This is a genomic window from Acinetobacter sp. BEC1-S18-ESBL-01, from assembly GCF_014169935.1.
GTDB lineage: Bacteria > Pseudomonadota > Gammaproteobacteria > Pseudomonadales > Moraxellaceae > Acinetobacter > Acinetobacter pittii.
This window is the reverse complement of sequence record NZ_AP022302.1, coordinates 3,319,511-3,338,056: the sequence shown is the minus strand read 5'-3', so window position 1 is coordinate 3,338,056 and position 18,546 is coordinate 3,319,511. Positions and strand designations below refer to the sequence as shown.

Genomic DNA, 18,546 nt, shown 5'->3' with positions numbered 1-18,546 from the left:
AAATTATGGGGTCAATTACTGCCAGAAAAAGTGCAGATGGAAGTGTTAGTTACCGAGCTGCTATCCGGATCAACAAAAAAGGTTATCCTGCTTATTCTGAAAGCAAAACATTTTATTCAAAAAAAGTGGCAGAAAACTGGCTTAAAAAAAGAGAAGTTGAGATTCAAGAAAATCCAGACATTTTACTTGGCAAAGAACAACTGATTGATCTAACTTTGTCAGATGCCATAGATAAATATTTGGATGAAGTTGGGAGCGAGTACGGCAGGACGAAACGCTATTCTCTACTCTTAATTAAGAAGTTGCCAATTGCGCGCAATATTATCACAAAAATACATTCGATACATTTGGCTGAGCATGTGGCTCTAAGACGAAGAGGCGTGCCTAATCTTGGTTTAGAACCTATTGCAACAAGTACACAGCAGCATGAGCTTTTACATATTAGAGGTGTTCTATCTCATGCATCTGTTATGTGGGGTATGGAAGTTGATTTAAGTAACTTCGATAAAGCTACAGCACAGCTTAGAAAAACTCGTCAAATCTCGTCTAGTAAAGTGAGAGATAGGCTTCCTACAAAGGAAGAGTTAATTGCTTTAACAAAACTTTTTGCTGAGCGTTGGAAGTTAAATAAATACGGTACTAAGTATCCAATGCATTTAATTATTTGGTTCGCAATTTTTTCATGTAGACGTGAAGCAGAGTTAACACGCTTATGGCTGCAAGATTATGATTCTTACAACTCTTCATGGAAAGTTCATGATTTGAAAAATCCGAACGGTTCTAAAGGTAATCACAAGTCTTTTGATGTGTTGGAACCTTGTAAAACAATAATTGAACTTTTATTAGATAATGAAGTGCGGAGTCGTATGCTTCGATTAGGATATGATGAACAACTCTTATTACCTTTGAATCCCAAAAGCATAGGAAAAGAGTTTCGCGAAGCATGTAAAATATTGGGAATAGAGGATTTACATTTTCATGATTTGAGACATGAAGGTTGTACGAGACTTGCAGAACAAAGTTTTACTATTCCTGAAATTCAGAAAGTAAGTTTGCATGATTCTTGGGGGAGCTTACAGCGGTATGTTTCTGTGAAGTCAAGGCGAAATGTAATTCAATTGGAAGAGGTGCTACGCCTCATTGATGAAACGTAGCAAAGTCTTTAGCAGCTTCAGAATACTTCTTATCTAAGATATCAGCCAAGTCTTTAACGTGCACCAGAAATGGTGCGCGTTTGCTTGAATCTATTTTAAAGACAGAGAAAGGAAACTCTTGATTATTTGCCTTTCTCAGCGCCTCTGCCTTGCTTAAGTGAGGATAGTAGTCTTGTACTATGCTCATTAATTCGACAGTCATAGAGCGATATTTCATAAATAGGTAATCAGCGGTGTTTAACTGGAATGCACCCATTGTGAAATAGCCTCTTAACTAGTTAGTTTTAAACTTTGAATACAACACATCAAAATTGGACTGTGTATCCCAAATTCGAAGGACTGCATCACTGCCTATCAGGTACGTTTTGAGCAGCTTAATAAGATCTTTGCACCTTGGATCACTTTTAAAAAAATGATTAGTTTGCATAAACCCGTTTAATGGCATAGATACAGGATATGCTTTGCAATTAAATAGGCCTTCCAGATTACCTCGTAAGGCAATGAAAGCATTTTCATCAGAAGAACCAACAGGATCATCTATGAACTGGCGTTCCAGTAAAAACACCAGCCTAAGTGCTAATTGTCCTTGGGGTGTAAGTTCCCATTTCGAAAATACGGCAATAATTTCATTATTTCCACCTTCATTAAGGAAAATGGCGATCATCTCTTTTTTCTGCTGATCTAAATATTGTTGTTTCGAATACATTGGAGTATTCGCTGAAAGCGTAAATAGCATTGGCAAATATAGCTCATGTGTTTCGAAGCCTGCGTAGTCTCTGAATAGAACCTTCATTGTCGAATCAAATAACTCTTCAGCACGACTTTGTTCTGTATTCCAAGCTGTTAAATCCTCACTAAACTGCCTAGTGTTGAGCATATATTGGTAGCCCGTAATTTGATTAGAAAAATACTGATCGTGGCAGTAAATCCCCCCATTAAGCATAGGCCCCATATGTTTAATAAACTGAATAAACAATTCGTTCTCTGGCTTTAGTCGAACAGATAACATCCCATTAGTGACAGGGGAGCCTGTCACTAATGGATATGCTGATCTAATCAACTCAACAGGTTTACTGAGAGATAATGCCTGATTACTATTTTGAGAATTTTGTTTTGCAAACATGCTTGTAGTTTTTGATCTCCCAAGAGCTTTTGCTGACTTCTCAGAACCAATCAGATCGTAAGCCCAAATAGGTTGAATGCTGCATGACGAATGTGTAGCTGCAAGTAAAGCATCTGATGCGTACTTAGTCATGTTACTGTCCTCCTACTTGAGCATCATCTGACTGATCAGAGTCTAGTAGGTTAAGTTGCTCGAACTTGCGTGGACGGCCAAGTTTGGTAGCAGGAACTTTTGGTATTTGGCTTGTTCGGAAGCTCCGAATTTGTTCTCCATTAGTAAAGGCGAAGTACTGATCATTTTTGCATATGTAGTCAAACGTAGCCTTGAGATTCTTAAGCATTTCATGGTCGGTATACTCCAAAATGCCTAAGGCACGATAGCGGTACTCATCTTTCTTCATATTGCAGATAAAAGCAGTCCCAAGATTGTTTGTAGCAACCCTCCATTTCTCAGCAATATATTGCCCCCACGTGATGTCCTCACGATGGTCATTGGCATTGAAGAAGTAATAAAGATGTCCATGGAATCCCTTGGTTGGGGTGTGTTCAATACGCAGGATATACCCGAGCGCTTGCTTAAGCTGATTATGCTTAGATGCATCATAGAACCGAATAAAAGACTCTTGCATAAACTCACTATCATGTTCAGCCTGAGCAAAATCAGTTGAGATAGCAAGCTGTTGAAGCTTAGCTGGATCGCGTATTAATCCTAGGTCTACTCGAACAACAAGGATTCGAGAATGGATCTTGAGTAGAGTCTCTACAAGCTCAACACAACGCTCTTTAGAACGGCGTCGATTACTAGCACGATTCGAAAGTTGTTTACGAATTGAGGCACTGCTCATTCTTATTGCAAACAACTTCTGAAATTTAATTAAAGCTGCAACATAAGCCTGAGCCTGTTCAGATGTGTAACACTGATTGATCAGAGAAAATTCATAAAGGGTATATTGTTCTTCCTTTGAAAGTTCTAAGAATGAATCCTTAAAGGCCTGTAACTCTATGCCCATCTTGTAATTGCCAGAGTGAGCAGACACAAAGATTGTTGTAAGCTGGCACTTAAGCAAAAGTGGAATATCCTTCGCATATTCAACACGTAGTTGCTCTTTGCCCTTAAAACTTTGAACAGATTTAAGAGTAGCGATTGGGCGCTCTTTCTCAAAATACTTGATGAACTCAACACGACTGAGCATTTTTTCAACTTCAGGGTTTATACTCGTTTTGAATACTTTAATCTTACCGTTTTCTGTCATGTACTCATGAGTTGAAAAATCTTCCTTGAGCTGTTCTAGGAATGCATCTCTATCTGCAACTGAGAACTGTGCGATAGGTGGAAGAATTGGTTTAGCTGTGTTGTTCAGAGATTTCATAGTATACAGAGGTGGATCAGGAAATTTGAACAACACTTATAAGTGATATTTTGCTCCCCAAATGATGTTATAAACATCAATATATGGAGTATTTTATGGCACGTAGACCAAGAAGAAATCATTCAAATGATTTTAAAGCTAAGGTAGCACTTGCTGCGATTAAAGCAGAAAAAACACTTGCTGAATTGAGTGCTGAATTTGATGTTCATCAAAACCAAATTATCGACTGGAAAAATCAACTGATTTCAGCTTCCTCGCAAGCTTTCGATCAATCAAAAGCTCCAACAGAACCACCCATCGATCTAAAAAAACTACATGCAAAAATCGGTGAGCAGGCATTAGAAATTGATTTTTTAGAAGGTGTGTTGAAGAAACTGGGCCGCTTCAACCACAAAAGTTAATCGATGACTCACTTCAGATTTCAGTATCTAAGCAAGCTCAGCTGCTGAAAGTCTCCCGTGGTTGTTATTACTATCGCCCAAAACCTGTGAGTGCATCAGATCTGAAGCTGATGCGGTGTATGGATGAGTTACATATGCAATACCCTTTTGCAGGTAGCCGTATGATGCGTGATTTGTTGAATCGTCAAGGACATCATATAGGACGACGTCATACACGTACTTTAATGAAGAAAATGGGCATTAATGCGTTATATTGCAAACCAAATTTAAGCCAGGCTAATCAAGCTCACCGCAAATATCCATATCTGCTCAAAGGATTGGCTATTCAGCGCAGTAATCAAGTGTGGTCTACGGATATAACGTATATCCCTATGGCAAAAGGCTTTGTTTATTTATGTGCTGTGATTGATTGGCATAGCCGCAAGGTACTTGCGCATAGAGTATCGATTAGTATGGAGGTTACATTTTGCATAGAAACATTAAATGAAGCTATTGAAAAATATGGTCGACCTGAAATATTTAATACAGACCAAGGCAGTCAGTTTACCAGTGATGCATTTATTGATGTATTGAAATCAAATGACATCCAAATCAGCATGGATGGTAAAGGTCGATGGGTTGATAATGTGATGGTTGAACGATTATGGCGGAGCGTTAAATATGAAGAGGTGTATCTCAAAGCCTACAGCAATGTTTTGGATGCGAAGAAGCAATTAAACGCATATTTTGAATTTTATAATTTGAAACGACCTCATTCGAGTCTGGACAAAATGACTCCAGATGAGTTTTACTATGACCAGCTACCACAACAAAATAAGGTAGCTTAACTAGAGCAGAGTATCACTTATAAATAAGCTTTTAGTTGTTCAAACATGTGGGACCACCTCTTACCTACATACAAATAATTAATTACGTATCAGGCGTCATGAGGTAAATGCTCTCCCTATGGACATCGTTTAGAAATGTCCATTAGGGTAGGCGTAGAGTGGATATTGGCTAATCTATCTGGAGTGTATTCATCTCAAATGGATACACAATTAAATCAATCTAATCTATAAGCAGTATTTGCTAAGGCACACTGCTTATGACAATAAGTATCTAGTAGATTAATTACATATATCTAATATTACTTATTACAATTGTATTTAAACCGAAAAGCCGATTGCACTTTACTTCGAGAATGCTCTACCAAAAAATGACGGTAATACGAGGACTTTTTAAAAGTTGTGATGTCCTGCGTTATGCAGCATTTAAATGGCTTCGTTGAGCTATTCTTCGGGTGACCCACACCCGTAAATTGCTAAGCTTCCAATTGAATGTACTTATTAATTTGATGTGTTGCTGGCTTAGGTTTGAGTTGGTCATATTGGTTCCTTATGTAGCAAGTTTTGTATGCTTGATTGCATAAGGGAAATTCTAGAAAAAAATTAAGCACCCTCTAAAAATCTGCGAAGAATTTATTTAAGCTACTGATATATATGTATTTAAAATCTTTAAAATATAGAAATTTCATTGTAATTATTACTCTTTTAAAAATTTATTAATTTTTTTTAAGAGCATGTCAGTGTAGAACTAACAGGCTCTAAATAAATTATGTGAGTGATCGGATTTTTATTGGGGTGGGAGGGGAATTCTAAAGTTTTCTACCTTTCTTTTCTATAAAAATGTTCAGCGCATCATATAGGCTTGGCTCGCTTTCCTTTAACCAAGATTTAGCGCTATTCAGTAACTTCATTCTCTGATCGTCGGTTCTAATTTTACTTTTTTGAGTTTCTAAGGCAGAAATCTTTTTCTGATAAAATACTCTTATTTCCTTATAACGTTCGATAGGGCGACCTGCAAAAGAAGTTAGGGGTTGATCACGGTTCTGAGCTTGTATGATTACAGTTTTTTTACCATATTCTTCAATTTCTTTGACTTCAGCTGTAGATAGATCATTTCGAGCTGCAAAAAGAAAATATTCAGCTTCTTCTTTTTTTCGTAAACAATGTTCTATTTCAGCATTGTATTCTTGAGTGAGGTATTCTGGAATTTTTGAGATAGCTTGCTGCTCAATGGCTCCTAGAACCGTATCCATACTTGAGTAAGTTTTTTGATTACTGGTAATAAAACGTTGAACAAGTGAGAGGTAAGTTTTTTTTACCCTCTGGGATTTTTTATGGCTGTTTCGGGCTAATTGAGATTGCCTAATCTGTTTATAGATATCTTCTGGTAGCGTGTAGATATAGAAAGAACAATCATAATGTTTGGAGTAGAGACGAAATGCTTCTTCAAAATGTTTCTCAGCTTGTTGTGCTGTTTTTTTGAATATTCTGGTTTTAGTTGATACCAAGTTTTTGAATTTACGAATTTCAGTCGCGATTTCGCCATAGTGTCGGGCAAGTCGGTCCTCTTCGGGAATGTAGATGTAAATTTCCGATTTACCTCGAAGTAATGGTGGGGGTAATCTCCATGCCTGTTGACGGAGAGCCTTTTGTTCTGGCGATTCTTTTAATAAGCCTTGATCAAGCTGTTCATAAAACCACTTTCGGTCATTATCCGTCATTTCTTCACTGATAGGTTCCATTTGTTCGGGTAAATAAGCTTTGTAGTGTTCGGCATAGGCTGATGGCAAACCATAGGGAAATTTATGTCTTTTAATAATATGTTCTTCAAGTTGGTCAATTAAGCCAATAAGTTTTTTGATGTTACTCGTAGATGTGGTTTCTTGTTTAGCCTTAGCATTTTTTTTAGCTGAAGTTGCCATGTAATCAAGTTCACTTATTCATTTTAAAAGAAGTGCATATATTATAAGTCGTAACTACTTATAATTTAAAAATGATTTAGCTTAACTTGAGAGTGAATTATGAGCATTTGTAGAGGGGTGTTAGGTGTTAAACTGCACTCCATTTATGTACCGACTTATGATGATTCTGTACCGACTTGCGATGTTTTGGGTGAAAAGTAGTCAAAATCAAAATGTAGCTTAGAGTTATAATTGTTGGACTAAACTTGTAGTACTGTGAAGCATTCTACTGGATTATAAATTTATTATGGACTGAATCAAGTGCTAGAAAATCACTCATTATTGGTTAGTTAATAGTATGTCTTTGTATTACTAAAAGGTCTCAATAGCGTTTCATTAATTGCAATGCAAGATTGTAGGCTACGGTTGTAGAAATTGACTCTGCTATAAAGAACTCTTGGGGTGGGGTGAAGTTTAAAGCCTGCTTTCGATAACGCGTCTGCTTTCCTGTCTGTTTGTCTTTAAAAATAAACTCATCCTGAGCATGAGAATATTCTTGTCCATACAGTGGACCACCAAGACACTTTAACCGAAACACTGAATCATCCTTAAATTTACCTAATGGTTAGTTTAAAGAATTAATCTAATGAAAAACAATAACAATCACTTTACGACTTAGTCGATAGATCATTGACACCTTAAATATTGCACATTATCCTTTGCTTGCTGGCCACATTGCCAGTCGGTTTTGACAGACCGTTTTATTGGGTTGCATCAGAGTTATTCCTTCTGAGGAATAATTTTGAGGGTACATCTCGTCTCCTCCCGTTGCGGTAGGACGGGAGAGGGACACTTTCGAGTGTGCTGGTGTCAATCCAATCCGGTCTGTCAACCCTTTCTCGTTCTGCCACCATAATTCTCTAATGCTTTGGCAGAACTCCCAATATAAAGGAGTTGGCTATGCATATTCTTTTTATAACGCCTGATTAGTTTTAATAGGATTTGATGAACTTCTAGTTTCTCAAGCTTTAGATCTTTTCGTCTAAAAATTTACTTAAAAAATTGTCATGTGAGCTACACCATGGCAAGGCTTCGTGTTGCCTAAAAAAGCCTAAGCTCCATGACGACGTCACTGGATAAAATGATGAAAAATAAAATTTTGATGGGTTTGGTAGGTGTCAGTATTTTGTTGGTTACTGGTTGTTCTTCTGATTTCGAAAAGGGTATGAAACAAAGCTGTAGGAATACGGGAGGAAGTCGCAGTTTCTGTTCCTGCTTCTACGACAGGATGGAAGAACATTATGGTGAAGAAAAGCTGGAGGCGATTGGCATGATGCAAGTCAGGATGCCAGAGGATTTCGAAGAGGTGTCTTTTAAGTCTGGTCAGCAATGTGCACATAAACTTTAGAGCTCGTATTCACATTAAATCTTAGTTTGTCTTTTGATCTCACCTGCTGCCATAGAGCAGTGGGTTGGATAGGCTTACCTAAAAAAATGAGGAATTTACAATGAAACATCCATTGATTGGCCTTTATTTCACCATTGTGATTGGTTATTGGCTGTATTTGATTTGGCAGTACCCTATTTATTCTGGTTCATATTCTTTGGGTCGGGCACTTGTTTGGCCTGCTGATTTTCTACGTTGGTTGTTTTAGTCGCTAAATTGGGGAAGTTGCCATGACAATCATATCGAGAGAATCACTCCAGAAAAGCCGTTGGATGTTGATGTTAAGAGCGAGTGACAATATTTATTTTGCACCCGCTATTCCTTATAAAAAATTGCAAGGGGCTATGAGTTATCTCCCTCAAGGAATTCATCCAGATGAAATCCTTATGCTAATTGACGATACGGTATTTGGCAGTGCTAAAGCTGGACTTTGTGTGACGGCGACAGGACTCTTTTATAAAGAAAGCTTTGGAGATGAAGCGGTTTATCTCTTTAAAAGTATTCATCATGTCGAGGCAGATATTGGCGTCATTAATCATGGCATCGTACTGAATCGTATAGAAACCCTGACCTTTACCCAACTGGATAAGGGCACAGTACGAACATTGGCTTCATTTCTAAATGAAGTTTGTCAGGGTGAAACAGAAACCGATCGGGCTCCACCACAGATTGATGCAGAACTGAAGGTAATTATTGATCTGTTTGCTTATTTCATCACATTCAATATGGGTAAGTGGAATCCTGAATCTAGTCATGCAATATCTAAACATTTTGTAAAGCTGAATGATGAAGCATCACAGCACTATATTAAAAGGTTACTGACTGAACATCCCAACTTTGAATATGAAGAATTATTACATCGCTTTGCAGAACTGAAAGATGTGCTGGCTTACAAGCTTCGTACGGAGATGATCGAACAACTGGTTTATGCCATGGCACTGGGTCAGGTTGAGCAGAATCAGGCGGATCTCTTCATGACCCATTTATGTCGTGTATCCAATGTTTCTAAAGCCGTATTTCCTGATCTGGTCAAAATTATCTATCAATGTCTGGCTGATGAAATGAATCAGTCTACTACTTCTACTTTCAACGGTGGACAACTTCAAGCGTGCAAACTTCTTGATATTCAGCCTAATTCACTGACTGAGCAGAACTTACAATCTGCTTACCGAAAAAAGATGGCTGAGTTCCATCCCGATAAATACCAGAACTTACCTGAATCTGTTCGTCAGTTGATTGAAAGTCAGGCACAGCAACTGAATGAAGCAAGAGCTTTATTAAAAAGCTATTTGGACAATAACTGAAAATAAAGAATTTTTACTTACATATTACCCCAGTGAAGGCAGCCCTAAAGCGCCGTATATCCTCTATTTCAAGGTAATGATATGAATATGATAAAGAACAGCACTAACTCAACTAAAAAGATACCACCGTTATATTGGTTGTTAACTGTAGTCATGATGGCGGTGTTAATTGCAGGCGGTATTTTATTTAATCAACATCAAAAACGACAAACTGAACTTCAGTTAGCACAACTCGCTTTAGAACAATCTAAGGTACAAAATCAATCTGCCACAACACAAGCAGCATCGGAACCCGTTGAATCAGGTTTCACTGGAATTGAAAGTATGGTGGAAAACCCGGAATCAGAATCTGCTCATTCACAAGCTGAAGATGAGGTTGTTGCGGGGGCAATAGCCGCGGTTGATCAGGCAAAAGCACAAGATACAAGTCTAGGTAATCTCAGTTCAGAAGTTGATGGTGAGTACCATGAAGGGAAAACCTTAAGTTCCAATGCTTCTCGCTATGGATTAAAGCCAATCAAATCTGCTCCAGCTGATTTAAAGTCAACCATCCCGAATATTGATCAAATGTTAGCGTCACATCTCATGAATGTATGGGGCCGCTCAAGTCCAGATCAGGTGAGTAAACGAGTTGAAGGATGGAGCCAGCAAGGTAATACCATGACCTATCGTACTGCATGGGACTCTGACCGTTACCAATGTACTTGGTATGTGGTGAGTTGGGATAAGAACAGCAATCAAGTCCTTCACGAAGGATACCAGCCATGCTTTGGTCACTAATTAAAGCTGGTCTGTAGCATTCGTTTAATTATTACTTTACTTAATCAGAGAAAATACCATGAACCCAATCAAACTTATCGCATGTGGAATTTTAAGTCTTTCACTCAGTTCTATTGCTTTTGCTAAAACTGAGCAGATTACACTTAAAGCCAATGTCTATTACGGCGAAGAATCGGTGGTTTTTCCAACTACTAAAGGCGAAGTCATTTTAAATAGCTACGCTATACCAGCTAAAGTCGTTCCACAAGTTAAACCTTTTAAGAAGGGGCAATGTTTAGAAATCAAATCAAAACATGGTTTCTTTAAAGACACTGGAGATGGTCAATATATTGAAAGTATCCAACCTTGTAGCAAGAAAGGTTTAGCGACTCCAAAAGTAACTCGTTAATTTGACTTAATCTAAAACGACATAAAGCTCAATCAAACCACAAGCATTTGCTTGTGGTTTTTTTTATGCCTTTTATTGAGAGGAGACGACTATGCATCAATGTCCTTACTGCCATTCGAGACATCTGAAATTACTACGGCAGTCAGAACAAAGCCATCAAGGTGTATTTGCAAAACTTTCATCATTCTCCCCCATGTCTCTGGCAGCAGCCTGTATGCAATTGTCAAAACGTAGTCCTATTCACCCACTAGTCGGTGGCTTTGTTGGTTTAGTTGTAGGGGGCATGTTTCTGCTCTACGTCCAGCATCAAGACAATACAGTGACCTTGCATTATCAGTGTGAGCAGTGTCTGCAACATTTTGAAATCCAGCAATCAAGCTTTTCTTAACTTCATCCCAAACTCTTAATCAAATTATTTAAATCACTTAATAGGAAAAACATCATGGCACATCAAGTTGAAACAATGGCTTTTGTAGGTCAAACCCCTTGGCATGGTTTGGGCAATCAACTCACTAGAAATCAACCTTTAGAAGTATGGGCACAACAAGCAGGGATGGATTGGCGAATTGAATCATCCAATGTCAGCTATATGACAAAAAATGAACGTGGACAAAACATCATCATGCCGTATGAAGATCAGAGAGTCCTTTATCGTTCAGATACTCATGCGCCGCTATCAGTGGTAAGTCAGCGTTATCAGGAGGTGCAACCGATGGAGATATTAAACTTCTATAAAGACCTGACAGAACAATCAGGCTTTGAACTGGAAACAGCAGGGGTATTGAAAGGTGGTCGTAAGTTCTGGGCACTGGCTACGACTGGACAATCAACAGCACTGAAAGGAAAGGATGTGAGTAATGGTTATATCCTTCTGGCAACAGCATGTGATGGGACATTAGCCACCACGGCGCAATTTACAAGTGTACGTGTGGTGTGTAATAACACCTTAGCGATTGCCTTACGTGGGCAGAATAGTAGTGCAGGTGTGGTGAAAGTTCCACACAGTACCAAGTTTGATGCTGAAAAGATTAAACAGCAATTGGGTATTTCGGTTCATGCATGGGACGAGCACATGTATGAAATGAAGCAGCTCAGCCAGCGTAAAGTCACCCAGCAGGAAGCAGCAGCTTACTTCGATGCAGTGTTCAATAATACAAACCTGAATATTGCTGAACAAGATGAAAGTATCATTCAGTTCTACCGTAATGTAGCTACGCCTAAACAAATCAACTCATCCAAAACCGACAATAAAACTGAGCCAAATGGACGTGCGATGTCTAAGGTCATGACCATGTTTAACGGGCATGGTCGTGGTGCCGAGTTAGCTTCAGCTAAAGATACGGCGTATGGACTGCTTTGTAGTATTACCGAGTTTGTTGATCATGAGCGACGTGCGATCTCAAAAGATCACCGATTAGATTCAGCATGGTTTGGGGTAGGAGCCAACCTTAAACAACGCGGGCTGGAACAGGCACTAAGAATGGTTGTATAAGTTATGATTATTTGTTTAAGTTTATTTATACATGAATTACAGAAAATCATGTAATTAATTTATAAAAACATGGGCAGATTATGGGGTAAGTAATTTTACCCCTATATTTTAAAAGATCTGAGACTCTACAGTCTTACACTACACTCTACTTACAATAGTAAAGCTTATGGAGTTAGAAAAAATATCAAGGATTGAACCAATGATGAAATCAAGCAGAATCAGATAATTTTTTTCATTTTACTTTTTTAAATTACTATATACCTATTTAATCAATTCCCACTACAGTTGTAATATATCCAGTCGTTAAAAGGATCATTAGGCCTAATGACATTTCAAATAAAATGGCATAGCCCAACTGTCTGGCAAATTTCGGGTCTTGTAAGCGAGGGGTAAAATACCATTTGTTGAAAGCAGCTAATAATAAAATGCTTAGAACAAATGCGATCTTAATAATAAAACCATGCCCATAAGGAGTATTTAGTAGAGTATTGAAATCTTTAATGAGTAACAGAGCAATACTAGCACCACAAGCGAGTAGTATTCCCACAACAAATGCTGCGATTCTCCCAAATAAGTGCATGCGATCTTTTAATGGAAGACCAGTAATTTTTTTACTTGTTTTCCATAAAGGAAAAAGTGATCCCATCCATAAGGACATTACAAGGACATGTATTGATAATAAGAATTGAGCGAAAAAGGGCAAGTTTGTGACATGGCCTAATTGTGAAAAACTAAAAACCATGGGGATAAGTAGGATGGTAAAAATTGTTCCTTCTACTTTGGAAACTTGGATAGTCCCTTTACTAAGCTTTACAATCATAAATAACAATAAAAGTGCAAAACTAACTGAGCGGATGATATGGATATGCCCAGTGGGAGTATTTATTAAGATATTAATGTAGTTACTGTCCCACATTCCTGAAAGACCTGTATTGGCAAAACTTCCTATAAGAACAAAGAAGCCTAAAGTGCTTGAAATAAAGCCTAATCCTGCACCAATAGTAATGTACTTTAGAAGAGTTTCCCTGATTTCTACATAACGTCCCAGTAGAAAATAGCTAAAGGCACCACCAACAACAAATGCTATTCCTAAATATAAAACGACTTTAATCAGCCACGTTGCATATATCCAAGTTTCAGGATTCATATTTTTCCTCCCTGCGATAGCAATATGCCAGCAAGCTGCTGGCATATAGACTATTGATGCTCTATAGTTATTTCGCTGATTTAATAGTGAAGCTATATTCGCCATTCATGTTATGGCCATCAGTACCCATTGTGGTCCAAACCACTGTGTATTTACCTTTCTTAAGTTTAGGTACTGCTACTTCAAATGATTTTTTTAAATCATGAGTTATCTGATAAGTTAAAGGGATGTCTTTACGTTGAGCATCAAGTAATTTGACATTCATTAACATGACTTCTTCACCAAAATTTAAAGTTATATTTTTTGGCTGACTTGCTACAGATGCATTAATAGCTGGAGTGGCACTTTCAAGTTTGACATGAGCAAATGCGCTTGAAGCAGCTACAACCATAGTCGCACCTACTAGTACATTACGTAGAGCTGACACTTTATTTTGGAAAATTTTCATTTCATCACCTTTTAAAAATTAGTACGTGCTAAGTAATGACCCAGTGAAATTCCTAAATTGATCGAGTTGGTCATCACTCTTTGTATGCTTATTATTTAAGAAAGAGAGCAACGTCTTGATGACTCCAAAATTACATTTTTGTCATTTTTAGAATTAAAAACTCACAAGTGTTACACTGACTTTATCAAGAATAATGTTCATTAAATACTCAAATAATCAGAAATGTATTTCTGCACGAAGGTAATTAATTTTTTAAAATCAAATATGAAGGAGGTTTCTATATGGACCATCATCATGAAAAGAAAACTATAAATAACGTACTAAAGGATCCTGTCTGCGGCATGGCTGTAACAGAAGAATCTAAATTTCATGAACAAGTTGGCAATAAGACTTTTTACTTTTGTAGTGAAAAATGTCAGATAAAATTTAAGCATGATCCTACTTTTTACATTGCTAAAGAAGATAGATCTGTTTCCGAAAATGTCTCCCTAAATAAGATGGATACACACTCAGATAGTGTAAATACCTCATCAATTTATACTTGCCCAATGCATCCGGAGATCCGACAAAATCATCCTGGTAACTGTCCGATTTGCGGTATGTCACTAGAACCATTACTTCCCAATCTAGATGAAGCCGATGATAATCCTGAACTTAAAGATTTCAAAAGAAGATTTTGGTACACCTTACCGTTAACCCTCATTATCATATTTTTGGCGATGTTTGGTCATCAGTTGAACTGGTTTGAGATGAAGGTACAAAGCTGGATTGAACTTGTTCTTACTTTACCTATCGTCTTTTGGGCAGGTTGGCCATTTTTTGTTAGATGTTGGCATTCAATTTTAAATCGTAGTCCGAATATGTGGACTTTAATTGGAATTGGGACTGGAGCTGCATTTATTTATAGTGTCGTTGGAACCCTAGCCCCACAAGTTTTCCCAGCGTCTTTCATCTCTATGGGGCGTGTTGCTGTATATTTTGAGGCAACAGCCGCAATTATTTCACTGACCTTATTAGGTCAAGTTCTTGAGTTAAAGGCACGTTCGCAAACTTCGTCAGCAATAAAATCTTTACTTGGGTTGGCACCGAAAACCGCAAGAAAAATTAATGAAGATGGCACAGAGGAAGATATCCCACTTTCCCATGTACATGTTGGAGATTTACTGAGAGTACGACCAGGTGAGAAGGTCCCCGTTGATGGAATAATTACAGAAGGTTCAAGTTCTATTGATGAATCAATGTTAACGGGAGAGCCAGTTCCAGTAACAAAACGTATAGGTGACCAAGTAATCGGTGCGACAATGAATATGAACGGTTCATTAGTGATACGTTCGGAAAAGGTCGGTTCTTCAACAGTACTTTCACAGATAGTTCAAATGGTAGCGCAAGCTCAGCGTTCTAAAGCCCCTATGCAAAGAATGGCAGATCAGGTAGCTGGCTGGTTTGTACTGGTGGTGATCGGTATATCTATCCTTACCTTTTTTGGGTGGGGAATATTTGGACCAGAACCGAGTTGGGTATACGGACTAATCAATGCTGTCGCAGTTTTAATTATTGCTTGTCCGTGTGCTTTAGGATTAGCCACACCAATGTCAATCATGGTGGCAACGGGTCGTGGTGCATCCAATGGCGTACTCTTCCGTGATGCTGCAGCAATAGAAAATTTACGTAAGATTGATACATTAATTATTGATAAAACAGGGACCTTAACAGAAGGTCGCCCCTCATTTGATAAGGTCATTGCTTTATCTGGATATGAAGAAAATGAAGTTCTCAGATTAGCTGCCAGCTTGGATCAAGGTAGTGAACATCCATTAGCGGATGCAATTGTACAGGCTGCCCGTGAAAGAAATCTTGTACTAACAACACCAACATCTTTTGAGTCAGGTTCTGGAATTGGTGTTAAGGGTGAGTTAGATGGACAACAATTATCATTAGGCAATACAGCTTTAATGGAACAACTCGGCATATCAGTTGATACATATATCCCTCAAGCTGAGCAATTAAGAGCAGAAGGCGCAAGTGTTATGCATTTGGCTGTTGATGGGACGCTCGTAGGACTATTGGCTGTTTCAGATCCAATCAAAGTCAGTACACCTGAAGCTGTGCATGCTCTGAAGAATTCTGGATTAAGAATTATAATGGCCACAGGAGATGGTTTAACTACTGCAAAATCAGTTGGAGCTAAATTAGGTATTGATGAAGTTTACGGAGAAGTTAAACCAGCAGATAAACTGGAACTGGTTAATAAATTACAAAAAGAAGGAAGAATGGTTGCAATGGCAGGTGACGGTATCAATGATGCCCCAGCTTTAGCTCAAGCGGATATTGGTATTGCAATGGGGACTGGAACAGATGTGGCTATGAATAGTGCTCAAGTCACTTTAGTCAAAGGTGATTTACGAGGTATAGAGATCGCTCGCTCCCTGTCAGAGGCCACTATTAAAAATATGAAGCAAAACCTGATGTTTGCATTCCTTTATAATGCATTAGGCATCCCTTTAGCCGCGGGTATTTTATATCCATTTACTGGTTGGCTACTTTCTCCTATGATCGCAGCTTTAGCAATGAGCCTAAGTTCAGCATCGGTTATTGGTAATGCTTTAAGGCTACGTAGTTAAGAAAGGATCATTTTCTGACTACTCATAATTTTTTAGATACTGGAAATGAGTAGTCAGTTGTCTTTTATTTACAAAAATTAGTTTTTAAAAGTTATTTTAAAAACTATCCGACCGTTGTTATAGTCTGCTTGAATCGTTGCGCCATGTACATCAAGAATTGACTTGGTAATTGCTAGACCTAAACCTGTGCCTTCCTCAACTCTTTGTCTGGATGCATCCGTACGGTAAAAACGGTCAAATAATCGATTCAGCTGTTCAGATGTTATTGGTGAGCTTTCATTTTCGATTGTGAATATAGTGGTATCAATATTTTGTCGGCAATTAATCTTAATTATTGAATCAGGTTTACCATATTTGATCGCATTTGATAGTAAATTACTCAGTGCACGACGTAACATTGAGGGATCGCCTTTTACGTATCCTTGTCCACTTTGTTCTAGGGACATTCCCTTTTCAGCAGCGATAGCATCATAGAAGTCAAATAAAGCAGAAATCTCTTTTACTAGGCTGACCTGTTGTAGGTTTGGTAAGTGTAGGCCATGCTCTGCCTTTGCAAGAAATAACATATCTGAAACCATTCGAGCCAAACGTTCAAACTCTTCCAGATTAGAAAAGAGGACTTCCTGATAAGTATTAATATCCCGACTACGAGATAAACATACTTGAGTTTGAGTCATTAAATTATTAATAGGTGTTCTAATTTCATGGGCCAGATCAGATGAAAAATCTGAGAGTTTTTCTACAGCCGTTTCTAGCCGATCTAACATATCGTTAAAGGCTATGGCTAATGATTTTAGTTCAGTGCGTGTATTATCGACCGCTAATCGTTCAGATAGATGCTGAGCTGAAATGCCTTCTGCAACTTTTGCCATTTTCTGAACTGGACGTAAGCCCCTCCATGCGGCAAACCAACCTAAAAACATTAAACAAATTGTGCCCACAACTCCGATATATAACAATTGTCGTCTAAAGTCGTTTAAAAAATGTTGATGTTCGGAGGTATCGATTCCAACAATAATTTGAGCAGTTGGAACACTCATATTTTTATCAAACGATTTTTTATAAACTAAGCCACGGTATGTTTTATTTTGAATTTCCCACTCTATCCAAGGGATATGTTTAGACTTTACTAATGTTTGAGCCTTTATAACGGCAGGTGCTGAACTAAAAATGATTTGGCCAGTTGGGCGTTCAATCTGGACAATTAGATCATGATGACCAACTAAAGCATCTTTTAAATATATCTTTAGTTCATCGGTGTTTTTCGGATTCTGTTCCAGTAAATTTTCTAAAAGCTGAATTTTCCCTTCTAGCTGAGTGCGGTCCTGAGTTTCAAAATGATGCATAACAAGCTGATGAATGACCAGCCCCATAATCATTAAGATAATAATGGTAGATAATGAAAAAATGATCGCAATACGGAAACTGATCGCATTAAACAGTTTATGAGTCATCTTCTACCTCTAAGACATACCCCATTCCGCGGATGTTTTGGATCAACTTAGGACTGAAATTACTATCTATTTTATTTCTTAGACGTTTAATAGCGACTTCTACAACATTGGTATCACTATCAAAATTCATATCCCATATTTGAGAAGCAATAAGAGCACGAGGTAGAATCTCTCCACGTCTACGCATAAATAATTCCATCAATGCGAACTCTTTAGCTGTAAGGTCAATTCTTTGTCCAGCACGTGTGACGCGACGTTTACGAAGATCAAGTTCAAGATCAGCAATTGTAATAATATTGCTATCTTCCTTTTGTTGACCGCGACGAAGTAAGGTTTTAATTCGGGCAAGAAGTTCTGCAAAAGCAAAAGGCTTAACGAGATAATCATCAGCTCCTAGTTCCAGGCCTTTAACTCTATCTTCAATTTGATCACGAGCTGAGAGAAAAAGGATAGGCATAGTTTTGCCACTTTTGCGAATATCATTAATGATATTCCAGCCATCTAACTTCGGTAACATTACATCTAGTATAATTAGATCGTATTCTTCTGAAAGAGCTTGATGTTTACCTGATAAGCCATCTGTAACCCAGTCTGTAATATATCCTGCTTCAGAAAGACCTTGCTTTAGATAATCACCAGTTTTTTGTTCATCTTCAACTAGTAAGATTCTCATTTATTAAGCCCCGTATCGCA

The 18,546-nt window shown here is 38.0% G+C and carries 19 protein-coding genes; 10 read left to right on the top strand and 9 right to left on the bottom strand.

From position 1 onward, the window contains the following. Window positions 1–5 precede the first annotated feature (5 nt). Window positions 6–1,154, top strand: a complete 1,149-nt coding sequence (locus H7R46_RS15900) for a tyrosine-type recombinase/integrase (protein ID WP_000534873.1) — start codon at window positions 6–8, stop codon at window positions 1,152–1,154. On the opposite strand, the gene H7R46_RS15895 is transcribed toward H7R46_RS15900, so the two are convergent. Genes H7R46_RS15895 through H7R46_RS15885 form a run of 3 tightly spaced genes read right to left on the bottom strand, consistent with a single transcriptional unit; the run spans window position 1,138 to window position 3,646 of the window. Further along, window positions 1,138–1,410 (bottom strand): pyocin activator PrtN family protein, encoded by a 273-nt coding sequence (locus H7R46_RS15895; RefSeq protein ID WP_000500676.1) that lies wholly within the window; start codon window positions 1,408–1,410, stop codon window positions 1,138–1,140. The genes H7R46_RS15900 and H7R46_RS15895 overlap by 17 nt on opposite strands. Window positions 1,411–1,428: 18 nt before the next feature. Beyond that, complete coding sequence (locus tag H7R46_RS15890; protein ID WP_000170392.1) at window positions 1,429–2,409, bottom strand: hypothetical protein; 981 nt, start codon at window positions 2,407–2,409, stop codon at window positions 1,429–1,431. A 1-nt stretch (window position 2,410) separates the two neighbouring features. Beyond that, entirely contained in the window at window positions 2,411–3,646 is a 1,236-nt protein-coding gene (locus H7R46_RS15885) for an inovirus-type Gp2 protein (protein ID WP_000838817.1), read from the bottom strand. An 83-nt stretch (window positions 3,647–3,729) separates the two neighbouring features. Here H7R46_RS15885 and H7R46_RS15880 point away from each other — a divergent pair. Continuing rightward, a protein-coding gene (locus tag H7R46_RS15880; RefSeq protein WP_085944219.1) for an IS3 family transposase occupies window positions 3,730–4,874 on the top strand; the annotation gives its coding sequence in 2 pieces (ribosomal slippage) (window positions 3,730–3,994 and window positions 3,994–4,874; 1,146 coding nt in all). 806 nt (window positions 4,875–5,680) lie between these two features. On the opposite strand, the gene H7R46_RS15875 is transcribed toward H7R46_RS15880, so the two are convergent. Together H7R46_RS15875 and H7R46_RS15870 are read right to left on the bottom strand one after the other, a co-directional pair. Then, window positions 5,681–6,793, bottom strand: coding sequence for a hypothetical protein (locus H7R46_RS15875; protein ID WP_000235770.1), 1,113 nt, complete (start codon window positions 6,791–6,793; stop codon window positions 5,681–5,683). Window positions 6,794–7,154: 361 nt separating this feature from the next. After that, window positions 7,155–7,370 (bottom strand): hypothetical protein, encoded by a 216-nt coding sequence (locus tag H7R46_RS15870; protein WP_000489165.1) that lies wholly within the window; start codon window positions 7,368–7,370, stop codon window positions 7,155–7,157. Between the two features lie 546 nt (window positions 7,371–7,916). Here H7R46_RS15870 and H7R46_RS15865 point away from each other — a divergent pair. From H7R46_RS15865 to H7R46_RS15835, 7 genes are all read left to right on the top strand, one after another. Continuing rightward, complete coding sequence (locus H7R46_RS15865; protein ID WP_000790976.1) at window positions 7,917–8,180, top strand: hypothetical protein; 264 nt, start codon at window positions 7,917–7,919, stop codon at window positions 8,178–8,180. A gap of 100 nt (window positions 8,181–8,280) precedes the next feature. Next, window positions 8,281–8,427, top strand: a complete 147-nt coding sequence (locus H7R46_RS15860; RefSeq protein ID WP_000682545.1) for a hypothetical protein — start codon at window positions 8,281–8,283, stop codon at window positions 8,425–8,427. A gap of 70 nt (window positions 8,428–8,497) precedes the next feature. Beyond that, window positions 8,498–9,523, top strand: coding sequence for a J domain-containing protein (locus tag H7R46_RS15855; protein ID WP_000942646.1), 1,026 nt, complete (start codon window positions 8,498–8,500; stop codon window positions 9,521–9,523). Window positions 9,524–9,604: 81 nt separating this feature from the next. Next, window positions 9,605–10,303, top strand: coding sequence for a hypothetical protein (locus tag H7R46_RS15850; RefSeq protein ID WP_001985473.1), 699 nt, complete (start codon window positions 9,605–9,607; stop codon window positions 10,301–10,303). Window positions 10,304–10,361: 58 nt separating this feature from the next. Then, window positions 10,362–10,691 (top strand): hypothetical protein, encoded by a 330-nt coding sequence (locus tag H7R46_RS15845; RefSeq protein WP_001068164.1) that lies wholly within the window; start codon window positions 10,362–10,364, stop codon window positions 10,689–10,691. 91 nt (window positions 10,692–10,782) lie between these two features. Further along, complete coding sequence (locus tag H7R46_RS15840; protein WP_032012387.1) at window positions 10,783–11,079, top strand: hypothetical protein; 297 nt, start codon at window positions 10,783–10,785, stop codon at window positions 11,077–11,079. A 54-nt stretch (window positions 11,080–11,133) separates the two neighbouring features. Further along, complete coding sequence (locus H7R46_RS15835; RefSeq protein ID WP_000951143.1) at window positions 11,134–12,183, top strand: DUF932 domain-containing protein; 1,050 nt, start codon at window positions 11,134–11,136, stop codon at window positions 12,181–12,183. Between the two features lie 265 nt (window positions 12,184–12,448). On the opposite strand, the gene H7R46_RS15830 is transcribed toward H7R46_RS15835, so the two are convergent. Then, window positions 12,449–13,330 carry a copper resistance D family protein gene (locus H7R46_RS15830; protein ID WP_002035490.1) on the bottom strand — a complete coding sequence of 294 codons (882 nt, stop codon included), beginning with the start codon at window positions 13,328–13,330 and terminating at the stop codon, window positions 12,449–12,451. Window positions 13,331–13,397: 67 nt separating this feature from the next. Next, entirely contained in the window at window positions 13,398–13,778 is a 381-nt protein-coding gene (locus tag H7R46_RS15825; RefSeq protein ID WP_000689221.1) for a copper resistance protein CopC, read from the bottom strand. Window positions 13,779–14,059: 281 nt separating this feature from the next. Between H7R46_RS15825 and H7R46_RS15820 the strand changes: the two genes are divergently transcribed. Beyond that, complete coding sequence (locus tag H7R46_RS15820) at window positions 14,060–16,399, top strand: heavy metal translocating P-type ATPase (RefSeq protein WP_000349577.1); 2,340 nt, start codon at window positions 14,060–14,062, stop codon at window positions 16,397–16,399. A gap of 77 nt (window positions 16,400–16,476) precedes the next feature. Here H7R46_RS15820 and H7R46_RS15815 read toward each other — a convergent pair whose 3' ends face one another. Together H7R46_RS15815 and H7R46_RS15810 are read right to left on the bottom strand one after the other, a co-directional pair. Further along, window positions 16,477–17,853, bottom strand: coding sequence for a heavy metal sensor histidine kinase (locus tag H7R46_RS15815; RefSeq protein ID WP_000149039.1), 1,377 nt, complete (start codon window positions 17,851–17,853; stop codon window positions 16,477–16,479). Then, window positions 17,843–18,526 carry a heavy metal response regulator transcription factor gene (locus H7R46_RS15810; protein ID WP_001221580.1) on the bottom strand — a complete coding sequence of 228 codons (684 nt, stop codon included), beginning with the start codon at window positions 18,524–18,526 and terminating at the stop codon, window positions 17,843–17,845. The genes H7R46_RS15815 and H7R46_RS15810 overlap by 11 nt, the downstream gene beginning before the upstream one ends. Window positions 18,527–18,546 lie beyond the last annotated feature (20 nt).

What these genes read in the sequence shown, in the direction of transcription:
- H7R46_RS15855 (WP_000942646.1), top strand. Translation starts at nt 8,498, where the DNA reads ATGTTAAGAGCGAGTGACAATATTTATTTTGCACCCGCTATTCCTTAT.
- H7R46_RS15825 (WP_000689221.1), bottom strand. Translation starts at nt 13,778, where the DNA reads ATGAAAATTTTCCAAAATAAAGTGTCAGCTCTACGTAATGTACTAGTA.
- H7R46_RS15885 (WP_000838817.1), bottom strand. Translation starts at nt 3,646, where the DNA reads ATGAAATCTCTGAACAACACAGCTAAACCAATTCTTCCACCTATCGCA.
- H7R46_RS15900 (WP_000534873.1), top strand. Translation starts at nt 6, where the DNA reads ATGGGGTCAATTACTGCCAGAAAAAGTGCAGATGGAAGTGTTAGTTAC.
- H7R46_RS15830 (WP_002035490.1), bottom strand. Translation starts at nt 13,330, where the DNA reads ATGAATCCTGAAACTTGGATATATGCAACGTGGCTGATTAAAGTCGTT.
- H7R46_RS15820 (WP_000349577.1), top strand. Translation starts at nt 14,060, where the DNA reads ATGGACCATCATCATGAAAAGAAAACTATAAATAACGTACTAAAGGAT.
- H7R46_RS15865 (WP_000790976.1), top strand. Translation starts at nt 7,917, where the DNA reads ATGAAAAATAAAATTTTGATGGGTTTGGTAGGTGTCAGTATTTTGTTG.
- H7R46_RS15835 (WP_000951143.1), top strand. Translation starts at nt 11,134, where the DNA reads ATGGCACATCAAGTTGAAACAATGGCTTTTGTAGGTCAAACCCCTTGG.
- H7R46_RS15810 (WP_001221580.1), bottom strand. Translation starts at nt 18,526, where the DNA reads ATGAGAATCTTACTAGTTGAAGATGAACAAAAAACTGGTGATTATCTA.
- H7R46_RS15840 (WP_032012387.1), top strand. Translation starts at nt 10,783, where the DNA reads ATGCATCAATGTCCTTACTGCCATTCGAGACATCTGAAATTACTACGG.
- H7R46_RS15845 (WP_001068164.1), top strand. Translation starts at nt 10,362, where the DNA reads ATGAACCCAATCAAACTTATCGCATGTGGAATTTTAAGTCTTTCACTC.
- H7R46_RS15860 (WP_000682545.1), top strand. Translation starts at nt 8,281, where the DNA reads ATGAAACATCCATTGATTGGCCTTTATTTCACCATTGTGATTGGTTAT.
- H7R46_RS15875 (WP_000235770.1), bottom strand. Translation starts at nt 6,793, where the DNA reads ATGGCAACTTCAGCTAAAAAAAATGCTAAGGCTAAACAAGAAACCACA.
- H7R46_RS15895 (WP_000500676.1), bottom strand. Translation starts at nt 1,410, where the DNA reads ATGGGTGCATTCCAGTTAAACACCGCTGATTACCTATTTATGAAATAT.
- H7R46_RS15815 (WP_000149039.1), bottom strand. Translation starts at nt 17,853, where the DNA reads ATGACTCATAAACTGTTTAATGCGATCAGTTTCCGTATTGCGATCATT.
- H7R46_RS15850 (WP_001985473.1), top strand. Translation starts at nt 9,605, where the DNA reads ATGAATATGATAAAGAACAGCACTAACTCAACTAAAAAGATACCACCG.
- H7R46_RS15890 (WP_000170392.1), bottom strand. Translation starts at nt 2,409, where the DNA reads ATGACTAAGTACGCATCAGATGCTTTACTTGCAGCTACACATTCGTCA.